The sequence below is a fragment of the Streptomyces sp. NPDC048349 genome (assembly GCF_040651925.1).
Lineage (GTDB): Bacteria > Actinomycetota > Actinomycetes > Streptomycetales > Streptomycetaceae > Streptomyces.
Genome location: NZ_JBEZLA010000031.1, coordinates 1 through 18,593, shown reverse-complemented (window position 1 = coordinate 18,593; position 18,593 = coordinate 1). Strand labels below are relative to the sequence as shown.

The 18,593-nt window shown below is 71.4% G+C and carries 17 protein-coding genes, 1 tRNA gene and 1 pseudogene; 7 read left to right on the top strand and 12 right to left on the bottom strand.

Features of this window, described 5'->3' with window-relative positions; genetic code table 11:
* Positions 1–425 precede the first annotated feature (425 nt).
* Positions 426–1,199 carry a response regulator transcription factor gene (locus AB0D44_RS18430; protein WP_362591650.1) on the top strand — a complete coding sequence of 258 codons (774 nt, stop codon included), beginning with the start codon at positions 426–428 and terminating at the stop codon, positions 1,197–1,199.
* Here AB0D44_RS18430 and AB0D44_RS18425 read toward each other — a convergent pair.
* Entirely contained in the window at positions 1,158–1,655 is a 498-nt protein-coding gene (locus AB0D44_RS18425) for a MarR family transcriptional regulator (protein ID WP_362591802.1), read from the bottom strand. The genes AB0D44_RS18430 and AB0D44_RS18425 overlap by 42 nt on opposite strands.
* A gap of 161 nt (positions 1,656–1,816) precedes the next feature.
* On the opposite strand from AB0D44_RS18425, the gene AB0D44_RS18420 reads away from it, so the two are divergent.
* Both AB0D44_RS18420 and AB0D44_RS18415 read left to right on the top strand, forming a co-directional pair.
* Complete coding sequence (locus AB0D44_RS18420) at positions 1,817–2,674, top strand: trans-aconitate 2-methyltransferase (RefSeq protein WP_362591647.1); 858 nt, start codon at positions 1,817–1,819, stop codon at positions 2,672–2,674.
* Between the two features lie 2 nt (positions 2,675–2,676).
* Positions 2,677–3,069, top strand: a complete 393-nt coding sequence (locus AB0D44_RS18415) for a VOC family protein (RefSeq protein ID WP_362591644.1) — start codon at positions 2,677–2,679, stop codon at positions 3,067–3,069.
* A gap of 83 nt (positions 3,070–3,152) precedes the next feature.
* On the opposite strand, the gene AB0D44_RS18410 is transcribed toward AB0D44_RS18415, so the two are convergent.
* Positions 3,153–3,824 (bottom strand): TetR/AcrR family transcriptional regulator, encoded by a 672-nt coding sequence (locus AB0D44_RS18410; protein ID WP_257559415.1) that lies wholly within the window; start codon positions 3,822–3,824, stop codon positions 3,153–3,155.
* A complete protein-coding gene (locus AB0D44_RS18405) occupies positions 3,824–4,804 on the bottom strand; it encodes a fatty acid desaturase (protein WP_362591641.1) in 981 nt (326 codons plus the stop codon). Before AB0D44_RS18405 ends, AB0D44_RS18410 begins: the two co-directional genes overlap by 1 nt.
* A gap of 347 nt (positions 4,805–5,151) precedes the next feature.
* On the opposite strand from AB0D44_RS18405, the gene ppc reads away from it, so the two are divergent.
* Entirely contained in the window at positions 5,152–7,899 is a 2,748-nt protein-coding gene (gene ppc, locus AB0D44_RS18400; protein ID WP_362591799.1) for a phosphoenolpyruvate carboxylase, read from the top strand.
* Positions 7,900–7,987: 88 nt separating this feature from the next.
* Here the strand turns inward: ppc and AB0D44_RS18395 are convergent, their stop codons facing one another.
* The 7 genes from AB0D44_RS18395 to AB0D44_RS18365 form a co-directional block, all read right to left on the bottom strand.
* The gene (locus tag AB0D44_RS18395) at positions 7,988–8,722 is read right to left on the bottom strand and encodes an LPXTG cell wall anchor domain-containing protein (protein WP_362591639.1); all 735 of its coding nucleotides are present in this window, start codon (positions 8,720–8,722) and stop codon (positions 7,988–7,990) included.
* 185 nt (positions 8,723–8,907) lie between these two features.
* Positions 8,908–9,498 carry an aminoacyl-tRNA hydrolase gene (pth, locus tag AB0D44_RS18390; protein ID WP_362591636.1) on the bottom strand — a complete coding sequence of 197 codons (591 nt, stop codon included), beginning with the start codon at positions 9,496–9,498 and terminating at the stop codon, positions 8,908–8,910.
* Between the two features lie 90 nt (positions 9,499–9,588).
* Positions 9,589–10,173: a 50S ribosomal protein L25/general stress protein Ctc gene (locus AB0D44_RS18385; protein ID WP_362591633.1), complete on the bottom strand. Its 585-nt coding sequence runs from the start codon at positions 10,171–10,173 to the stop codon at positions 9,589–9,591.
* A gap of 206 nt (positions 10,174–10,379) precedes the next feature.
* A complete protein-coding gene (locus AB0D44_RS18380) occupies positions 10,380–11,357 on the bottom strand; it encodes a ribose-phosphate diphosphokinase (protein WP_030716976.1) in 978 nt (325 codons plus the stop codon).
* A 134-nt stretch (positions 11,358–11,491) separates the two neighbouring features.
* Positions 11,492–12,937, bottom strand: a complete 1,446-nt coding sequence (glmU, locus tag AB0D44_RS18375; RefSeq protein ID WP_362591630.1) for a bifunctional UDP-N-acetylglucosamine diphosphorylase/glucosamine-1-phosphate N-acetyltransferase GlmU — start codon at positions 12,935–12,937, stop codon at positions 11,492–11,494.
* 105 nt (positions 12,938–13,042) lie between these two features.
* Positions 13,043–13,122 (bottom strand) — tRNA-Gln (locus AB0D44_RS18370).
* A gap of 15 nt (positions 13,123–13,137) precedes the next feature.
* Positions 13,138–14,031 carry a hypothetical protein gene (locus AB0D44_RS18365; RefSeq protein WP_362591627.1) on the bottom strand — a complete coding sequence of 298 codons (894 nt, stop codon included), beginning with the start codon at positions 14,029–14,031 and terminating at the stop codon, positions 13,138–13,140.
* 131 nt (positions 14,032–14,162) lie between these two features.
* Here AB0D44_RS18365 and AB0D44_RS18360 point away from each other — a divergent pair, with 131 nt between their 5' ends.
* Positions 14,163–15,422, top strand: coding sequence for a histidine kinase (locus AB0D44_RS18360; protein WP_362591624.1), 1,260 nt, complete (start codon positions 14,163–14,165; stop codon positions 15,420–15,422).
* 56 nt (positions 15,423–15,478) lie between these two features.
* Here AB0D44_RS18360 and AB0D44_RS18355 read toward each other — a convergent pair whose 3' ends face one another.
* Both AB0D44_RS18355 and AB0D44_RS18350 read right to left on the bottom strand, forming a co-directional pair.
* On the bottom strand, positions 15,479–15,988 hold the full coding sequence (locus AB0D44_RS18355; RefSeq protein WP_362591621.1) for an SUKH-3 domain-containing protein: 510 nt from the start codon (positions 15,986–15,988) through the stop codon (positions 15,479–15,481).
* 2 nt (positions 15,989–15,990) lie between these two features.
* On the bottom strand, positions 15,991–16,599 hold the full coding sequence (locus tag AB0D44_RS18350) for a YwqJ-related putative deaminase (protein WP_362591618.1): 609 nt from the start codon (positions 16,597–16,599) through the stop codon (positions 15,991–15,993).
* 230 nt (positions 16,600–16,829) lie between these two features.
* Between AB0D44_RS18350 and AB0D44_RS18345 the strand changes: the two genes are divergently transcribed.
* Together AB0D44_RS18345 and AB0D44_RS18340 are read left to right on the top strand one after the other, a co-directional pair.
* Entirely contained in the window at positions 16,830–17,837 is a 1,008-nt protein-coding gene (locus AB0D44_RS18345) for an SMI1/KNR4 family protein (protein ID WP_362591615.1), read from the top strand.
* Positions 17,827–18,593, top strand: a pseudogene (locus AB0D44_RS18340) (hypothetical protein); the annotation flags it as partial. The gene AB0D44_RS18345 and the pseudogene AB0D44_RS18340, both read left to right, overlap by 11 nt.

Genomic DNA, 18,593 nt, shown 5'->3' with positions numbered 1-18,593 from the left:
AGTGCGGGGGGCGTGCGCATGTTCGCAGTGCGCCGTGGGCGGGCGCTGTGCGCGGGCGCCCGGCGTGCACACGCCGGGTGAAATGCACACCGTGCAACTGCCCGTGGCACGCGCCGGTCCACAAGCCGCCATCCGGACCTCCGGAGCAGGCGAAATCAAGCCACCGCAAAGGCCGTTCAGGAGGGCAGCGCCGGAAAATCCCCGGGAAAACTTCTGCTATTCGGCCAACCGCGAGCCGTACCGCGCCCTACGCTGATGCGTGACACCGGTGGGGGCCGGTGTTGATTCAGGGGTCGAGACAAGTCGGGTACGGCGTCCGCTCCGGGGTAGTGCAGAGATGTCACGGCGGCGGCCGCGACAGCTGTGGATCACCCGGTCCGGGCGCCGTACCCGCCGTCGTCCGTTCCCCGACCCTTGGGGGTTTTGTGGTTCGTATCCGGGTTCTCGTGGTCGACGATCACCGCATCTTCGCCGAGTCGCTCGCCGCCGCGCTCGCGGCCGAGCCGGACGTGGAGGTGTCCGCGGCCGGCAGCGGCCCCGCCGCGCTGCGCTGCCTCGAACGCGCGGCGGCCGAGGGCCGCCGCTTCGACGTCATGCTGGTCGACGCCGATCTCGGCACCGTCGCCGGGGCCGTACCCGGCCAGCGGGAGCCGGGGGCCGGGTCCGGGCCGCCGCCCCCCGCACAGGACGGGCTCGCGCTGGTGGCGGGCGTGCGGGTGTCCCACCCCGGGGTGCGCACCGTGGTCCTCGCCGAGCGGGACGACCCCCGGCGGGCCGCCATGGCCCTGCAGGCAGGGGCTTCCGGCTGGGTGGCGAAGGACTGCTCGCTCTCGCGGCTGCTGGCCGTCATCCGCGGGGTCCTGCGCGAGGAGACGCACCTTCCGCCCGCGCTGCTCACGGGAGTACTCCGCGAACTGACCGCCGCGCGCAAGCACCGTACGGACAGCGAACGGCTCGTCGAGTCGCTGACCCCGCGCGAGCACGAGGTGCTGCGCTGCATGGTGGCGGGGCTGGGCCGCAAGGACGTGGCGGCGCGGCTGTTCCTGTCCCCGCACACGGTCCGCACCCACATGCAGAACGTCCTGGGCAAGCTCGGGGTGCACTCCACGCTCGCGGCGGTGGCGCTGGCCAGGCGGGCCGGCGTGCGACCGGCCGACCTAGCCGGGGATGTTGTCGAACGGAGCGGTCAACTGGCGTAGCAGAGCCGCGAGATCGCCCCGCTGGATGCGCGAGAGCTGGGCCAGGATCGCCCGCTCCTGGGCCAGCAGCCCGGCGAGTGCCTGGTCCGCGCGGTCGCGGCCCTCGGGGGTCAGCCGCACCAGGACCCCCCGGCGGTCGCTGGGGTCGGGCAGCCGCTCGACGAGCCCCTTCTTGGCGAGCCGGTCGATCCGGTTGGTCATGGTCCCTGAAGTGACCAGGGTCTGGGTCAGCAGCTGGCCGGGCGAGAGCTGGTACGGCGCGCCGGCGCGGCGCAGGGAGGTGAGGACGTCGAACTCCCACGGCTCCAGGCCGTGCTCGGAGAAGGCGAGCCGGCGGGCGCGGTCGAGGTGCCGGGCGAGCCTGCTGACGCGGCTGAGCACCTCGAGCGGTTCCACGTCGAGGTCAGGGCGCTCCCGCCGCCATGCGGCCACAAGTCGGTCGACCTCGTCCTCCATGCCGATCAGTGTAAGGGGTCTGTCGATGTGAAGTCTCTTCATGTCATGCATCTCGTGATCAAGTATCTTGACATCGAGATATAAATGCGGCGACCATGGGGCATGGAGGGGGCCGGAACTGATTCCGCTTCCGACCGCCCCGCCAGCAGGGAGGCTCGAACATGTATTCCGATACCGCGCAGGCCGCGATCCCCACGGCCACCGCACCCTCCGCACCCACCTGGGATCCCCAGCAGTACCTCCGGCACGCCGGCCATCGCACACGCCCCTTCCTGGACCTGCTGACCCGCATACCCGAACTCCCCACCCGGCCCGCCCGCATCGCCGACCTCGGCTGCGGCCCCGGCAATGTCACCACCCTGCTCGCCGGCCGCTGGCCCGACGCCCGCATCACGGGCTTCGACCTTTCTCCCGAGATGCTCCACCGCGCCGGCCAGGAGTACGCCGGCCCCACCGCCGGCGGCGGCAGCCTCGAATTCCGCCACGGAGACCTCGCCACCTGGCTGCCCGAGGAGCCCTACGACCTGATCGTCTCCAACGCCGCCCTCCAGTGGGTCCCCAGCCACCCCGGCTCCTTCGGCGCCTGGATCAACGGCCTGCGCGCCGGCGGCACCTTCGCCTTCCAGATCCCCGGCAACTTCAACGCGCCCAGCCACGCCCTGCTCGCCGAACTCTGCGACGCCCCGCGCTGGCGGGGCCGGCTCGCCGGACACGGCGCCCGCTACGTCCACCTGCTCGAACCCGCCGAATACCTCGCCCGGTTCACCGAGCTCGGCTGCGCCGTCGACGTATGGGAGACCACCTACCACCAGATGCTGCACGGTCCCGATCCGGTGCTCGACTGGGTCAAGGGCACCGCGCTGCGGCCGGTCCTCACCGCCCTGGGAGACGACCGGGAGGCCGTGGACGCCTTTCTGACCGAATACCGCGACCGGTTGCGCGAGGCCTACCCGCCCGGACCGCGCGGCACCGTGTTCCCCTTCCGCCGGATCTTCGCCGTCGCCCGCAAGGAGGCCTGACCGTGCTGACCGCAGTCGACCACGTCCAACTCGCCGCGCCGCCCGGGTCGGAGGACCGGCTCCGCGCGTACTACACAGACGTCCTCGGCATGACCGAGATCTCCAAACCGGCCGTCCTCGCCGCGCGCGGGGGCTGCTGGTTCGCCGCCGGACCGGTGCAGCTGCACCTCGGCGTCGAGGAGGGCTTCCGGCCCGCCCGCAAGGCCCACCCCGGGCTCCGGGTGACCGGCATCGAGGCCTACGCGAGGAGACTCGAGGAGCGCGGCGCCGAGGTCGTGTGGGACGGGAACCTGCCCGGCCACCGCCGCTTCTACTCCGAGGACCCCGTGGGCAACCGGCTGGAGTTCCTGGAGCCGTTCGACCCGGAGCCGCACGGCTCCCGGCCCACCTCCTGACACCCGCGCACCACACGACGGCGCCCCGCCACCGGACCTGCCGGTGACGGGGCGCCGTCGCGCGTGCGGGGCGACTGCGGGGCTCAGCTCTTGCGGCGGCCCACCAGCTGAGGCTTGGACTCCAGGCCGTCCAGCCCGTGCCAGGCCAGGTTCACCAGGTGCGCCGCCACCTCCGCCTTCTTCGGGCGGCGCACGTCCAGCCACCACTGGCCGGTCAGCGCCACCATCCCCACCAGGGCCTGGGCGTACAGGGGGGCCAGCTTCGGGTCGAAGCCGCGGGCCTTGAACTCCAGGCCCAGGATGTCCTCGACCTGCGTGGCGATGTCACTGATCAGCGAGGCGAAGGTGCCGGTGGACTGGGCGACCGGGGAATCCCGTACGAGGATCCGGAAACCGTCCGTGTAGGACTCGATGTAGTCCAGCAGTGCGAAGGCCGCCTGCTCCAGCAGCTCCCGCGGGTGCCCGGCCGTCAGCGCGCCCGTCACCCCGTCCAGCAGCTGGCGCATCTCCCGGTCCACGACGACCGCGTACAGGCCCTCCTTGCCGCCGAAGTGCTCGTACACCACCGGCTTGGACACCCCGGCCTTCGCCGCGATCTCCTCCACCGAGGTGCCTTCGAAGCCCTTCTCGGCGAACAGGGTCCGGCCGATGTCCAGCAGTTGCTGGCGCCGCTCCGCGCCCGTCATCCGAACCCGGCGGCCACGCCTGGGCTTGTCGCTGCTGGAATTACCGCCGTCGATCGCCACGCCTCCCATCATGCCGGGTTCGGCTCGGTTTCCCTGCGCCGGGCTTCGATGCGGTCCGCCGAGGGCCAGCGCACGTCGGTGGCCCAGCCCAGCTGCTCGAACCAGCGGATCAGCCGGGCACTGGAGTCGACCTGGCCGCGCAGCACCCCGTGCCGGGCCGAGGTCGGGTCGGCGTGGTGCAGGTTGTGCCAGGACTCCCCGCACGACAGCACCGCCAGCCACCACACGTTGCCCGAGCGGTCGCGCGACTTGAACGGCCGCTTGCCCACGGCGTGGCAGATCGAGTTGATCGACCACGTCACGTGGTGCAGCAGCGCGACGCGCACCAGCGAACCCCAGAAGAACGCCGTGAAGGCGCCCCACCAGGACATCGTCACCAGGCCGCCCACCAGCGGCGGGATCGCGAGCGAGAGCATCGTCCAGTAGATGAAGTCCCGCGAGATCCGCCGGATCGCCGGGTCCTTGATCAGGTCGGGGGCGTACTTCTGCTGGTCGGTCTGCTCCTCGTCGAAGAGCCAGCCGATGTGCGCCCACCACAGGCCCTTGATCAGCGCCGGCACCGTCTCGCCGAACCGCCACGGCGAATGCGGGTCGCCCTCGTGGTCCGAGAACTTGTGGTGCTTGCGGTGGTCGGCCACCCAGCGCACCAGCGGGCCCTCCACCGCCATCGAGCCCATCACGGCCAGGACGATCCGCAGCGGCCGCTTCGCCTTGAAGGAGCCGTGCGTGAAGTAGCGGTGGAAGCCGATGGTGACCCCGTGGCAGGCCAGGAAGTACATGAAGACCATCAGGCCGATGTCGAGCCAGCTCACCCCCCAGCCCCACACCAGCGGCACCGCCGCCAGCAGCGCCAGGAAGGGAACGGTGATGAACAGCAGAAGGGTGATCTGCTCGATGGACCGCTTGTTCTCGCCGCCGAGCGTGGCGGACGACGCAGAGGTGTCGGAGGACGCGGAGGCGCCCTCGATCAGATCGGGACTGGTGGTCATGGGTGTCCCCTGGGGGGTGAGAGATGTCGGCAGGCTCCCCGGTCACGGACCCTACGGACCCGTAACCTACGGCATCGTAAGTATGGCAAAGCGGGGTCCGGCGGCAACAGGAGCGCGGCCGGGGACCGTGGTGGCGGCCCGAGCCGTTCACGAGCCGCCTGATGAGACATCTGCCCAGGCACGCGCCTCGGACACCTATCCTGTTGTCGTCGGACAGCGCGGTCCGCACGGGCAGCCCGAGCTGCGCATCAGGATCGGCATCGCCGTGCGCGGTCGGGAGCCCACCGCCCAGTAGCGCTCGAACACTGCAAGGAGCCGCACCTGTGAGCAGTGCTGACCAGGCCCCCCTGGCCACCCAGCCGGCCGCCCCCGCCACCCCGGAGGCCGCCGCCAACGCAGAGTTGCGCGCGGACATCCGCCGGCTCGGTGACCTCCTCGGCGAGACCCTCGTACGCCAGGAGGGCCAGGACCTCCTCGACCTCGTCGAACAAGTGCGCGCACTGACGCGCACCGACGGCGAAGCCGCCGCCGCCCTGCTCGGCGACACCGACCTGGAGACCGCCGCCAAGCTGGTGCGCGCCTTCTCCACCTACTTCCACCTCGCGAACGTCACCGAGCAGGTGCACCGCGGCAAGGAGCTGCGCGCCCACCGCGCCGCCGAGGGCGGGCTCCTCGCCCGCACCGCCGACATGCTCAAGGACGCCGACCCCGAACACCTGCGCGAGACGGTCAAGAACCTCAACGTCCGCCCCGTCTTCACGGCGCACCCCACCGAGGCGGCCCGCCGCAGCGTCCTGAACAAGCTGCGCCGCATCGCCGCCCTGCTGGAGGAACCCGTCACCGGCGCCGGCGACCGCCGCCGCCACGACCTGCGCCTCGCCGAGAACATCGACCTCGTCTGGCAGACCGACGAGCTGCGCGTGGTCCGCCCCGAGCCCGCCGACGAGGCCCGCAACGCCATCTACTACCTCGACGAGCTGCACGCCGGCGCGGTCGGCGACGTCCTGGAAGACCTGGCCGCCGAGCTCCAGCGCGTCGGCGTCGAGCTCCCCGCCGGCACCCGCCCCCTCACCTTCGGCACCTGGATCGGCGGCGACCGCGACGGCAACCCCAACGTCACCCCCCAGGTGACGAGGGACGTGCTGATCCTCCAGCACGAACACGGCATCACCGACGCCCTCGAGCTGATCGACTTCCTGCGCGGACTGCTGTCCAACTCCATCCGCTACACCGGCGCCACCGAGGAGCTCCTCGCCTCCCTCCAGGCCGACCTCGAACGCCTCCCCGAGATCAGCCCGCGCTACAAGCGGCTGAACGCCGAGGAGCCGTACCGCCTCAAGGCCACCTGCATCCGGCAGAAGCTCGTCAACACCCGCGAGCGCCTCGCCAAGGGCACCCCCCACGAAGAGGGCCGCGACTACCTCGGCACCGCCGAGCTGCTCACCGACCTCACCCTCATCCAGACCTCCCTGCGCGAGCACCGCGGCGCCCTCTTCGCCGACGGCCGCATGGACCGCACCATCCGCACCCTGGCCGCCTTCGGCCTCCAGCTGGCCACCATGGACGTACGCGAGCACGCGGACGCCCACCACCACGCGCTGGGCCAGCTCTTCGACCGGCTCGGCGAGGAGTCCTGGCGCTACGCCGACATGCCGCGCGACTACCGGCAGAAGCTGCTCGCCAAGGAGCTGCGCTCCCGCCGCCCGCTGGCCCCCACCCCGGCCCCGCTCGACGCCGCCGGACACAAGACCCTCGGCGTCTTCTTCGCGATCAAGGACGCCTTCGAAAAGTTCGGCCCCGAGGTCATCGAGTCCTACATCATCTCGATGTGCCAGGGCGCCGACGACGTCTTCGCCGCCGCCGTCCTCGCCCGCGAAGCCGGTCTGATCGACCTGCACAGCGGCTGGGCCAAGATCGGCATCGTGCCGCTCCTGGAAACCACCGACGAACTGCGCGCCGCCGACGTGATCCTCGACGAGATGCTCGCCGACCCCTCCTACCGCCGCCTGGTCTCCCTGCGCGGCGACGTCCAGGAGGTCATGCTCGGCTACTCCGACTCCTCCAAGTTCGGCGGCATCACCACCTCGCAGTGGGAGATCCACCGCGCCCAGCGCCGCCTGCGCGACGTCGCACACCGCTACGGGGTCCGGCTGCGCCTCTTCCACGGCCGCGGCGGAACCGTCGGCCGCGGCGGCGGCCCCTCGCACGACGCGATCCTCGCCCAGCCCTGGGGCACCCTGGAGGGCGAGATCAAGGTCACCGAGCAGGGCGAGGTCATCTCCGACAAGTACCTCGTGCCGTCCCTGGCCCGCGAAAACCTCGAGCTGACCGTCGCCGCCACCCTGCAGGCCTCCGCGCTGCACACCGCGCCCCGCCAGTCCGACGAGGCCCTCGCCCGCTGGGACGCGGCCATGGACACCGTCTCCGACGCCGCGCACGCCGCCTACCGCGCACTCGTCGAGGACCCGGACCTGCCGGCGTACTTCTTCGCCGCCACCCCCGTCGACCAGCTGGCCGACCTGCATCTGGGCTCGCGCCCCTCGCGCCGCCCCGACTCCGGCGCCGGCCTCGACGGCCTGCGCGCCATCCCGTGGGTCTTCGGCTGGACCCAGTCCCGCCAGATCGTCCCCGGCTGGTACGGGGTCGGCTCGGGCCTCAAGGCCCTGCGCGAAGCGGGCCGCGAGGACGTCCTCACCGAAATGGGCGAGCGCTGGCACTTCTTCCGCAACTTCCTGTCCAACGTCGAGATGACGCTGGCCAAGACCGACCTGCGGATCGCCCGCCACTACGTCGACACCCTCGTACCGGACCACCTCAAGCACGTCTTCGCGCGCATCGAGGCCGAGCACGAGCTGACCGTCCGCGAGGTCCTGCGCATCACCGGCGGCGAGAAGCTCCTGGACTCCCACCCGGTGCTCCAGCAGACCTTCGCCGTCCGCGACGCCTACCTGGACCCGATCTCCTACCTCCAGGTCTCCCTGCTCGCCCGCCAGCGCGCAGCGGCCGCCCGCGGCGAGGAAGCGGACCCGCTGCTCGCCCGCGCCCTGCTGCTCACGGTCAACGGCGTGGCCGCGGGCCTGCGCAACACCGGCTGACCGGCGAAGCCCCACAACGCGCAAGCCCCCGCAACGCACGGCGTTGCGGGGGCTCTTGCGTACCGCTACGGGCGGCCCGCCACCGGACCTACTGGGCCCGGCGGCGGCGCATCACCAGGACGCCGCCCGCGGCGACGAGGGCCACGGCTAGCGCGGAGACCAGGGCCACCGGCAGGTCGGACCCGGTGTTGGCCAGGTCACCGCCCGGAGCCGGGGCGGGAGAGCTCTGCGTGGCGCTCGGAGTGCCCGAGGGGCCGGTGCCGCTCTGGCTCGGCGTCACCGACCCGGAGGCGGAGACGGACGTGGAGGGCGTCGTCGACGGGGTTCCCGAGGTGCTGCCCGAGGGGGTCCCGGACGGCGTCTTCGACGGACTGGCCGAGGTGCTGGTCAACGGGCTCGGCGTAGCGGTCGCCGGGCAGGTGTGCGACAGGTTGAACCACTCCAGCCGGCCGCCCTTCACCTCGGCGACGGCCGACGTGAGCTTGGCGCCGGGGGCGGAGGCCACGTAGGCGTGGTTGTCGTTCGGCGGACCGAAGGACGTGATCACCTGCTGGCCGCCCGGCTCGAACGTCACCGTCAGCTTCACGAACGAGATCTCGTTCGGGTTGCCCGGCGCGATGAAGTGCCAGCCGTCCTGCGTCGCCGGTATGTCGGCGCACTTGGGCTCCGGCTTCCCGAAGGAATCCGCCGTGATCGGCACGGGCTGGTGCAGCGGAACGGTGTACGAGTCGGTCGCGAAGGCGGGGGCCGTACCGGCGGCTGCGAGGAGGAGCGAGGACGCGGCGGCGGCGAAGGCCGCCCGGCGGATCCTGGAAAGGGCCATGGAGTACCTCTGACACTGATGAGGAGCAAGAGCCGTGGGGGGCGGCGCTCAGCTTCGTGACAGCGAGCCGCTCCGGTCAAGAGGTATGCGTCGGTATTCATCGCAGTTGGGCGCGTGGACACCGGTATGTCCGGTGTAACAATCCCTGCGCGGCGGCACCCTGACGGGGCGCCGCCGCGTCCCGCTCAGGAGTTGTACGCCGACTGGGCGCGCTCCAGGCCCTCTTGGATCAGGCACTCCACCGAGTCCGCGGCCCGGTCCACGAACCAGTCCAGCTCCTTGCGTTCGGTGGAGGAGAAGTCCTTCAGCACGAAATCCGCGACCTGCATCCGGCCCGGCGGCCGGCCGATGCCGCAGCGCACCCGGTGGTAGTCCGGACCCATCGACTTCGTCATCGACTTCAGCCCGTTGTGGCCGTTGTCCCCGCCGCCCAGCTTCAGCCGCAGCGTCGGGTAGTCGATGTCCAGCTCGTCGTGGATCGCAACGATCCGCTCCAGCGGCACCTTGTAGAAGTCGCGCAGCGCCGTCACCGGGCCGCCGGACAGGTTCATGTACGTCATGGGCTTGGCCAGCACCACCCGGCGGTTGGCCGGTCCCGGCGGGCCGATGCGGCCCTCGACCACCTGCGCCCGGGCCTTGTGCGCCTTGAACTTCCCCCGGATCCGGTCCGCCAGCAGGTCGGCCACCATGAACCCGATGTTGTGGCGGTTGCCCGCGTACTCCGGTCCCGGATTGCCGAGGCCGACGATCAGCCAGGGCGCCGCATCGTCCGACATCAAAAGCTCCTTAAACGAGACGACCGCCGTCCCGCTCCAGTGGAGCCGGACGGCGGTCGGTCAGCAACTGCTGAGGGGGAGGGGCGAGGCTCAGGCCTCGGCGCCCTCGGAGCCCTCGGCGGCCGGCTCCTCGGCCTGCGGGGCGACGACCTGCAGGACGGCGATGTCGCCGTCGACGGCCAGGGTGGTGCCCTTCGGGAGGACCAGGTCCTTGGCGTGGATGGTGGCGCCGGCCTCGAGGCCCTCGATCGAGACGGTGACCTCGGTCGGGATGTGCGTGGCCTCGGCCTCGACGGAGACGGTGTTCTGGAGGGTCTCCAGCATGTTGCCGCCGGCGGCCAGGTCGCCCTCGGTGACGATCGCGACGTCGACGGTGACCTTCTCGCCCTTCTTGACGATCAGGAAGTCCACGTGGGAGATCGAGCGCTTCAGCGGGTGCTTCTGCACGGCCTTCGGGATGACCAGCTCGGTGCCGGCGCTGCCGAGGTCCAGGGAGATCAGGACGTTCGGGGTGCGCAGGGCCAGCTGCAGGGCGTGGGCGTCGACGTTGACGTGCTTCGGGTCGGTGCCGTGACCGTAGATGACAGCCGGGGTCAGGGCGTCACGACGGGCCTGGCGGGCAGAGCCCTTGCCGAAGGTGTCACGGAGCTGGGCGGAAAGCTTTACCTCGGACATGCTCACTCCTCGTGGGGGTGACGGAAAAAGGACAACGGTCACCCGGCCGGAACGGCCTGCTACGAAGAGCGCGTCGATAACGGAGCGTCCGCACATGACAGTGCGGCCTCCCTCGCCGAGCAACTTCATGAGTCTACCCGGCGGGGAGGCCGCCCACAAAAAGGATCACAGCAGATCCGCTGTGACATCCGTGCCCAGCGCTGTGCCTACTGCTGCTCTTCGAACAGGCTGGTGACGGAGCCGTCCTCGAAGACCTCGCGCACCGCGCGCGCGATCATCGGGGCGATCGACAGCACCGTGATCTTGTCCAGCTCGAGGTCGGACGGGTCGGGCAGGGTGTTCGTGAAGACGAACTCGCTGACCTTCGAGTTCTTCAGGCGGTCGGCGGCCGGGCCCGACAGGATCCCGTGCGTGGCCGTCACGATGACGTCCTCCGCGCCGTGCGCGAACAGCGCGTCGGCGGCGGCGCAGATGGTGCCACCGGTGTCGATCATGTCGTCGACCAGCACGCAGACGCGGCCCTTGACCTCACCGACGACCTCGTGGACGGTCACCTGGTTGGCGACGTCCTTGTCGCGGCGCTTGTGCACGATCGCCAGCGGCGCGTCGAGGCGGTCGCACCAGCGGTCGGCCACGCGCACGCGGCCGGCGTCCGGGGAGACGATCGTCAGCTTGGTGCGGTCCACCTTGGCGCCGACGTAGTCCGCAAGGACGTTCAGGGCCGAGAGGTGGTCCACCGGGCCGTCGAAGAAGCCCTGGATCTGGTCCGTGTGCAGGTCCACCGTGAGGATGCGGTCCGCACCCGCCGTCTTCAGCAGATCGGCGACCAGGCGGGCCGAGATCGGCTCACGGCCCTTGTGCTTCTTGTCCTGGCGGGCGTACCCGTACGACGGGACGATCACGGTGATGGAACGTGCCGACGCGCGCTTGAGCGCATCGATCATGATCAGCTGCTCCATGATCCACTTGTTGATCGGAGCCGTGTGGCTCTGGATCAGGAAGCAGTCCGCGCCGCGAGCGGACTCCTGGAAGCGGACGTAGATCTCACCGTTCGCGAAGTCGAAAGCCTTGGTCGGCACGAGGCCGACTCCCAGCTGGTGCGCGACCTCCTCGGCCAGCTCGGGGTGGGCGCGGCCGGAGAAGAGCATCAGCTTCTTCTCGCCGGTCGTCTTGATCCCGGTCACAGCACTGTCTCCTCAGACGTGTTGAAAGCTGCTCGCCCCCGTGTGCGTCCGTCCCGCACACGGTGAGCCAGCCGAATTGCGTGCACCTATCACGGTACGCCGTCGCGGACGTACTCCGTTCCGTTCAGATCACCTCAACGGCTGTCGGAGTCCACCTGGACCGCCGACTGAGCCGCCGTCGCAGCAGCACTTCCCGGACGCTTGCGGGCCACCCAGCCCTCGATATTCCGCTGCTGGCCACGGGCCACGGCCAGCGCGCCGGCCGGCACGTCCTTCGTGATCACGGACCCGGCGGCCGTGTAGGCACCGTCCCCGATGGTGACGGGCGCCACAAACATGTTGTCCGAGCCCGTCTTGCAATGCGAGCCGACGGTGGTGTGGTGCTTGTGCTCACCGTCGTAGTTCACGAAGACGCTCGCCGCGCCGATGTTGGTGTACTCGCCGATCGTCGCGTCGCCCACGTACGACAGGTGCGGGACCTTCGTGCCCTCGCCGATCGTCGCGTTCTTCATCTCCACGTACGTACCGGCCTTGGACTTCGCGCCGAGGACCGTGCCCGGGCGCAAGTACGCGAACGGGCCCACGGACGCCCCGTCGCCGATCACCGCGCCATCGGCCACCGTGTTGTCCACGCGGGCCCCCTGGCCCACCCGGGTGTCCTTCAGCCGGGTGTTCGGACCGACCTCGGCCCCCTCGGCGACGTGGGTGGCGCCGAGGAGCTGGGTCCCCGGGTGGATCACGGCGTCCTGCCCGAAGGTGACCGTCACGTCCACGAACGTGCCGGCGGGATCGACCACGGTCACGCCCGCGAGCATGGCCTGCTCCAGCAGCCGCGCGTTGAGCAGGGCGCGGGCCTCGGCGAGCTGGACGCGGTTGTTGATCCCGAGGATCTGGCGGTGGTCGGAGCCGACGGCCGCACCCACGCGGTGCCCCGCCTCGCGCAGGATCCCCAGCACGTCGGTGAGGTACTCCTCGCCCTGGCTGTTGTCGGTGCGGACCTTGCCGAGGGCGTCGGCCAGCAGCGCGCCGTCGAAGGCGAAGACACCCGAGTTGATCTCGCGGATGGCACGCTGGGAGTCGGTGGCGTCCTTGTGCTCCACGATGGCCGTCACGGCGCCGCCGGCGTCGCGCACGATGCGCCCGTAGCCGGTGGAGTCCGGAACCTCGGCGGTGAGCACGGTGACGGCGTTGCCGTCGGCCTGGTGGGTCGCCGCGAGCTGCTCCAGCGTCTCGCCCGTCAGCAGCGGGGTGTCGCCGCAGACGACGATCACGGTGCCGTCGACGACGCCGCCGAGCTCTTCGAGGGCCATCCGGACGGCGTGCCCGGTGCCGTTCTGCTCGTACTGGACGGCGGTGCGGACCCCGGCGTCGATGCCGGCGAGGTGCGCGGTGACCTGCTCCCGGGCGTGTCCGACGACCACGACGAGGTGGGCGGGGTCCAGCTCGCGGGAGGCGGCGACCACGTGACCGACGAGCGACCGCCCGCAGATCTCGTGCAGGACCTTGGGAGTGGCCGACTTCATGCGGGTGCCTTCACCCGCTGCGAGTACGACGACGGCTGCCGGGCGGTTGGCGCTCACGGGGATGCCCTTCGGCTTCGGGGGTGGACCCGTGAAGGATACCGGGGCGTTAAGGGGCCGAAACGAGGCCGGGTCCCGACCATGGAGGTCAGGACCCGAACCTGCTGGCTCCCGGGGCAGGAGTCGAACCTGCGTCGTACCCAGATTCAAAGTCTGGTCGCCCCTGCCGACAGAGCAACCCGGGAATGGCCGCCGCCAGCCTACGCGTTTCTGTCGCGCGCCTCCACTGCCATGCTCGACCACCACCCTTCGATGCGGCAGTAGAGCTCGGCGCTGTCCAGCACGCCGACGACCAGGCAACCCCTGTAGTTCTCGCCCACGTTCTTGCGGACTGTCTTCGGATTGTGCTTCTTGAGGGTCGTCCGTTGCAGGTGGGCGTGATCCACTTGTACCTGGTCAGCCCAGTAGCGCTCGGCGCCCACGACATCGGCCGACTCGTGGATCATCACGCGATACCGGATGCGCTCCGGCTCGATTCCGAGGAGGTCGAGCCAGGCCAAGAAGACCTGGACCATGCCGGGGTCGCTGTTGACGAAGATCACTCGCTCGCGACGGGCGTATGGCTTGCTCTTCTGGCCCTCCGCCCAATAGAGGCCGATGCCCACGAGGAACAGTTCGCGTTCGGTGAGGGTGCCGACCTCCGCCTCGGCGGCTGCCCTGGTTGCCTGGCGGGCGTCGGCCTGGGACTGCCGCAGCCGCCTCAGGCCAGCGTTCATGAGGGCCCTGTGTTCCTCCTCCGTGTAGCGGGGTTCCGGCTTCGGGAGGTCGCGGACCCAGAGGGAGATCGAGCTCTTCGAGCAGCCGAGCTCGAGCTGGATCTGGTCGTAGGTCATGCCCTGGAGGCGCAGCTCGCGGGCCTTGGCGCGGAGGTCGTCCTTCGCGTTCGGCCGCTTCGTCCATTCCGGTGGCGGCTCGCCCTCCAGGAGGCGGTTGAGGATGTCGTTGTTGTGGATGGCCAGGCGGTCACGGATGTCCCGGCGGCTGAGGCCCTCCCGGCGCAGGGCCACCGCCTGCTCGCGGAGGGATTCGAAGGTCGCGGTTCCGCTGCGGAGGCCGCCGGTGCCGTCGCCGGGGCGACGTCGGATGTCGGTCATGACGCCAATGTCGTCCGGAATGCGGGATTCAGGTCTCGGTCAGCGGACGTTTCCGTCGTACGTGCGATTACTGGCGGTTCTCGGGATTTTCGTTCGACCGTGTGCAGGGGGCGCTGCGTACGCTGGTCGGCATGACCAGTACGGGGGATGGGGAAGGCCGCGCTGGGCCGCCGTTGTGGTGGGCGCGGCGGCGGGATGCCGTGGTGGACGTGGGGCTCGGCGGGGTGTCCGCGGTCGAGTGCGCGTGGGAGGGCGTGACCTTCGCCGGAGAGGCGGAGGTGCCGGTCGTCGCCGGCGTGCTGTTCGGGTTCGCTGTGGGGGCCGGCCTGGTGCTGCGGAGGCGGTGGCCGGTCGCCGTGGTGCTGGTGGGGATCGCCGTGGCGCCCGCCGCGATGGGGTTCCTGCTCGGGGTGGTGGGCCTGTACACGCTGGCCTCCTCCGCGGTGCCCCGGCGGATCATCGCCACCCTGGCTTCGATGACGCTGGCCGCCACCTTCGTGGTGATGTACCTGCGGACCAGGGGGGACGTCGAGGCCGATCCCCTGCTCGTGGTCTCGCTGTCCGGGTTCGTCGCGGTGGCGCTGACCGTGCCGCCGGTGCTGTTCGGGCTGTACATCGGGGCGCGGCGGCGGTTGATGGAGAGCCTTCAGGAGCGGGCGGACTCCCTCGAGCGGGAGTTGTCGCTGCTGGCGGACCGGGCCGAGGAGCGGGCGGAGTGGGCGCGTACGGAGGAGCGGACGCGGATCGCGCGGGAGATGCACGACGTGGTGGCGCACCGGGTGTCGCTGATGGTGGTGCATGCGGCCGCGCTGGAGGCCATAGCGGCCAAGGATCCGGCGCGGGCCGCGAGGAACGCGGCGCTGGTGGGGGACATGGGTCGGCAGGCGTTGACCGAGTTGCGGGAGATGCTGGGCGTGCTGCGGGCGGCCGAGAAGCCGGTGCGCCAGGCGCAGGTGCAGGCGCAGCAGGTGTCGGTGGCGTTGGCCGGGAGTTTTGACGAGGGTCCCTCGCTCGATGAGCTGGAGGCGTTGGTGGGGCAGTCGAAGGCGGCGGGGATGGTCGTGGAGATGGTGGTGCACGGGGCGGGGGCCGCGTATGCGGCGGAGGTGGAGCAGACGGCGTACCGGGTGGTGCAGGAGGCGCTCACCAATTGTCACAAGCACGCTCCCGGCGCGCGGGTGACCGTCCGCCTGGCGCACCGGGACGGGGAGGTGGCCATGCAGGTGGAGAACGGGCCCTGTGACGGGAAGGCCGCCGAGCCCGGCCTGCCGAGCGGGGGCAACGGGCTGGTCGGGATGCGGGAGCGGGTGTTGGGGCTGGGTGGGGTGTTCGTGTCCGGGCCGACCGACGAGGGCGGCTTCAAGGTGTCGGCGGTGCTCCCCGCCGGTTAGCCCGGGAGGCCGGGTGTTGGGGGTCGGGTGTCGGGGCCCGGGGGCCCTTGGCCCCGTCAGCCGGTGGTCAGGCGGGTCGGCTGGAGGCCGGTGAGGAGCAGGGTCAGGGCTTCGTCGATGCCCGCGCCGAGGTACCAGTCGCCGGTGTGGTCGATGCCGTAGACGCGGCCCTCGCGGTCGAGGGCGAGGTGGGAGCCCCCGTCGGCCTCGACGCCCAGGGGGCAGAGCTGCGTCGACAGGGCGCGGCCCAGGTCGGCGAAGGTGCGTGCCAGGTGCAGGCCGGTCAGCGGGTCGAGCCGGACCGTCACGGGCGCTATCTGCCGGCCCGGCCCGGGGGCGCCGACCGTGAGTCCGCCGAACTCGGCCCAGGCCTCGACGGCGGCGGGGAACACGGTGTGCTGGTGTCCGGCGGGGGTGGTGTGGTCGCGGAGCGCGTCGGCCCAGAACTCGGCCTGCTTGATGTCCCAGCGGCCCGGTTCCCAGCCGGCGGTGCGCAGGGCGGAGTCCACGGCGGCGGGGAAGCGGGTCGCCGAGGAGCGGTCGTAGGAGGCGGAGGCGGTGGTCATGGCTACTCGGAGGGGGTGAGGTCGACGGGGCGTACGCCGAAGTGGGCGAGGAGTGCGTCACAGGACCGGCAGGGCGGCGCGTAGCTGCCGTGGAGGGGGTCGCCGTCCTCGCGGATGCGGCGGGCGGTGATCTTCGCGTGTTTGAGGGAGCGGCGGGCTTCGCTCGGGGACAGCGGCTTGCGGGAGGCGCGCCGGGAGCGGGCGCCTTCGACGGCGGCGAGGTGGCGGGAGAGCAGGATCGCCTCCGGACATCGGCCGGTGAAACGTTCGCGCTGACCGCTGGTGAGCGTGTCGAGGAAGTCCTGTACGAGGGGGTGGAGTACGGGTGGCTGGTCGGCCTTCCCGGCTGTGCCGGTGAGGGTTTCACCGCGTACGGACAGGGCGGCGGCGACGGTGGGGAGGATGCCGTCGCGGCGGAAGCGCAGGACGGGTACGGCGGGGCGGCCGCCGGTGCTGCTCCAGCGCAGGCGGGGGTCGCCGGCGGGGCCGCCCGTTTCGGGAACGGCTCCTGACGGTCCGGCGCTTTGCGGGCCGCCGCCCGGGCTACCCGCGGTACCCGCGTCGTGCGGGGTGGCGTCGCCCGGATTCGTGCGTGTTGCCGTGTTCTGCATGGTCGTGCTTTCCCTCCCGTGGCGGCGGTGGTGGCCGCTGTCGCGCACGCCCCCGTGCTGCGGGGACAGCCTGCCAAATGTCATCTGTCATGCGGAAGCGGGGTCGAATATTCGTATCAATTCGGATGTTCCCGGCCGACGGCCGGGCGTCCGGGTCGCGCGCGGGTGAGCCCCTTGCCCCAGCGCATAGGCTGTGGTGAACCAGCCAGATCCAGCAGGGGGCTACCGCCATGACGACAGGTCGGCTCGGGCAGCAGGCCGCGCCACCCAACGCCGCTTATTCGGGGCAGGTCGTGCATTTCCCGGACCCGGTCCGGGCCGCTCGGCATCCCCACGGAGTGCGGATGGACGGCAACGGGCATCCGGACTTCTCCGCGTACGCGCGCGCGGCGGTGGAGATCGCAGAGCCGCCGGAGGGCTTCGGCGTGGACGAGCTGCGGCTGACGGACTACGTTTCCGCGAACGCGGCGATGCGGGCGGCCGGGCACGAGCTGTGGGACACGGTGGGCCCGGTGGCGACCCCGCACGGCTGGACCTGGCACCACGTCGCGGGCACGCGGCGCATGGAGCTGGTCCCGGTCGAGGTGAAGGCGCTGCTGCGGCACCACGCGGGACTGGCGACGGCGCCGGTGGACCACGCCAAGCGCGGGACGCGGCCGCTGCAGGAGGTGCGCCCGGCGCACATGGGCCTGCCGAAGTCCGTGGTGTCGGTCTCCGAGGAGCAGGTGCAGGGGGTCGAGGAGGATCTCGGCTACCGGCTGCCGGAGGCGTACCGCTCCTTCCTCAAGGCGGCGGGCGGTTGCGCGCCGGTCGGCGCCGGGCTGGACGTGGACCTCGGACTGCTGGTGGACCAGCCGTTCTTCACGGTGCGCGAGGAGGCGGCGGTCAACGACCTCGTCTACGTCAACAAGTGCCTGCGGGACCACCTGACGAAGGACTACCTGTGCGTGGCCTTCGTGCAGGGCGGACTGCTCGCCCTGAAGGTGAAGGGCGAGGGCATCGGTTCGGTGTGGTTCTCCCCGTACGACGATGCGCGCGATCAGGACGGCTGGTCCGTGCAGGAGCGCGTGGAGCGGCTGTTGCTGCCGTGCGGCGGTGATTTCGACGCCTTTCTGGAGAGGCTGGCGGGCAACCCGCCGGAACTGGAGACGGTGGCCGGTCTGATGGTGGACGGCGGATTCGCACGCTCGGTTCCCGTGGCGGGGCCCGGTGCCCGTGCCGGTTCGGATGAGGGGTGATGGCGCGGTGGTGACGTTCGCGCAGGCGCAGGAGCGCGCCGAGGAATGGATCAACGGCGACGTGCCCGCGTACCAGCACCGCGAGGTGCGCGTACGGGAGTTCGGGCTCGGGTTCGTCGTGTGGGCCGAGGACCGCGCGGCCGGTCCCGTCTCGGGTGGCGGCCGGCAGCGGCTGGTCATCGCGCGGGACAGCGGGGAGGTGACGCTGTGGCCGGGCCTGCCGGTGGGTGAGGTGATCCGCCGGTACGAGGAGGAGTACGGGGCCGCGGCTGCGGCTACGCCTGCGGAGGCTTCGGTTCCGCCGCCGCGGATCGACTCCGAGCAGACGTCGTTCATGCTGAGCCCGCCGGAGTGGCTGCAGGAGGCCGCGGACCGGGCGGGGATCCCGCCCGCGGCGGCCCCGGCCGCTCCGGCACCTTCGCCGGCTCCTTCCCCGGCTCCGGCTCGGGCTCCCGTTCCGGATCCGGTCGGGGCTCCCGCTCCCGTGGACGTGGTCGGAGCCGAGCCGGCCGCGGCGCCCGAGCCCGTTCGGGCCGCTGCGCCCGCGGCGCCCGTGGACGCGGTGCCGCTGCGGCGCGGGGGTGAGATCCCGTACGAGCCGACCGCCAACGACGGGGTGCCGGCCGGTTCCACGCCGTGGGCCGGGACCGATGTGAACCCCGGGGCGGACGATGCGTCCGTACCGCTGCCCGCGACCGTGTTCGCACCGCCGCTGTCCGGGTCGGACCTGGACGAGGCGCCGCCGTCCGCGGTGGC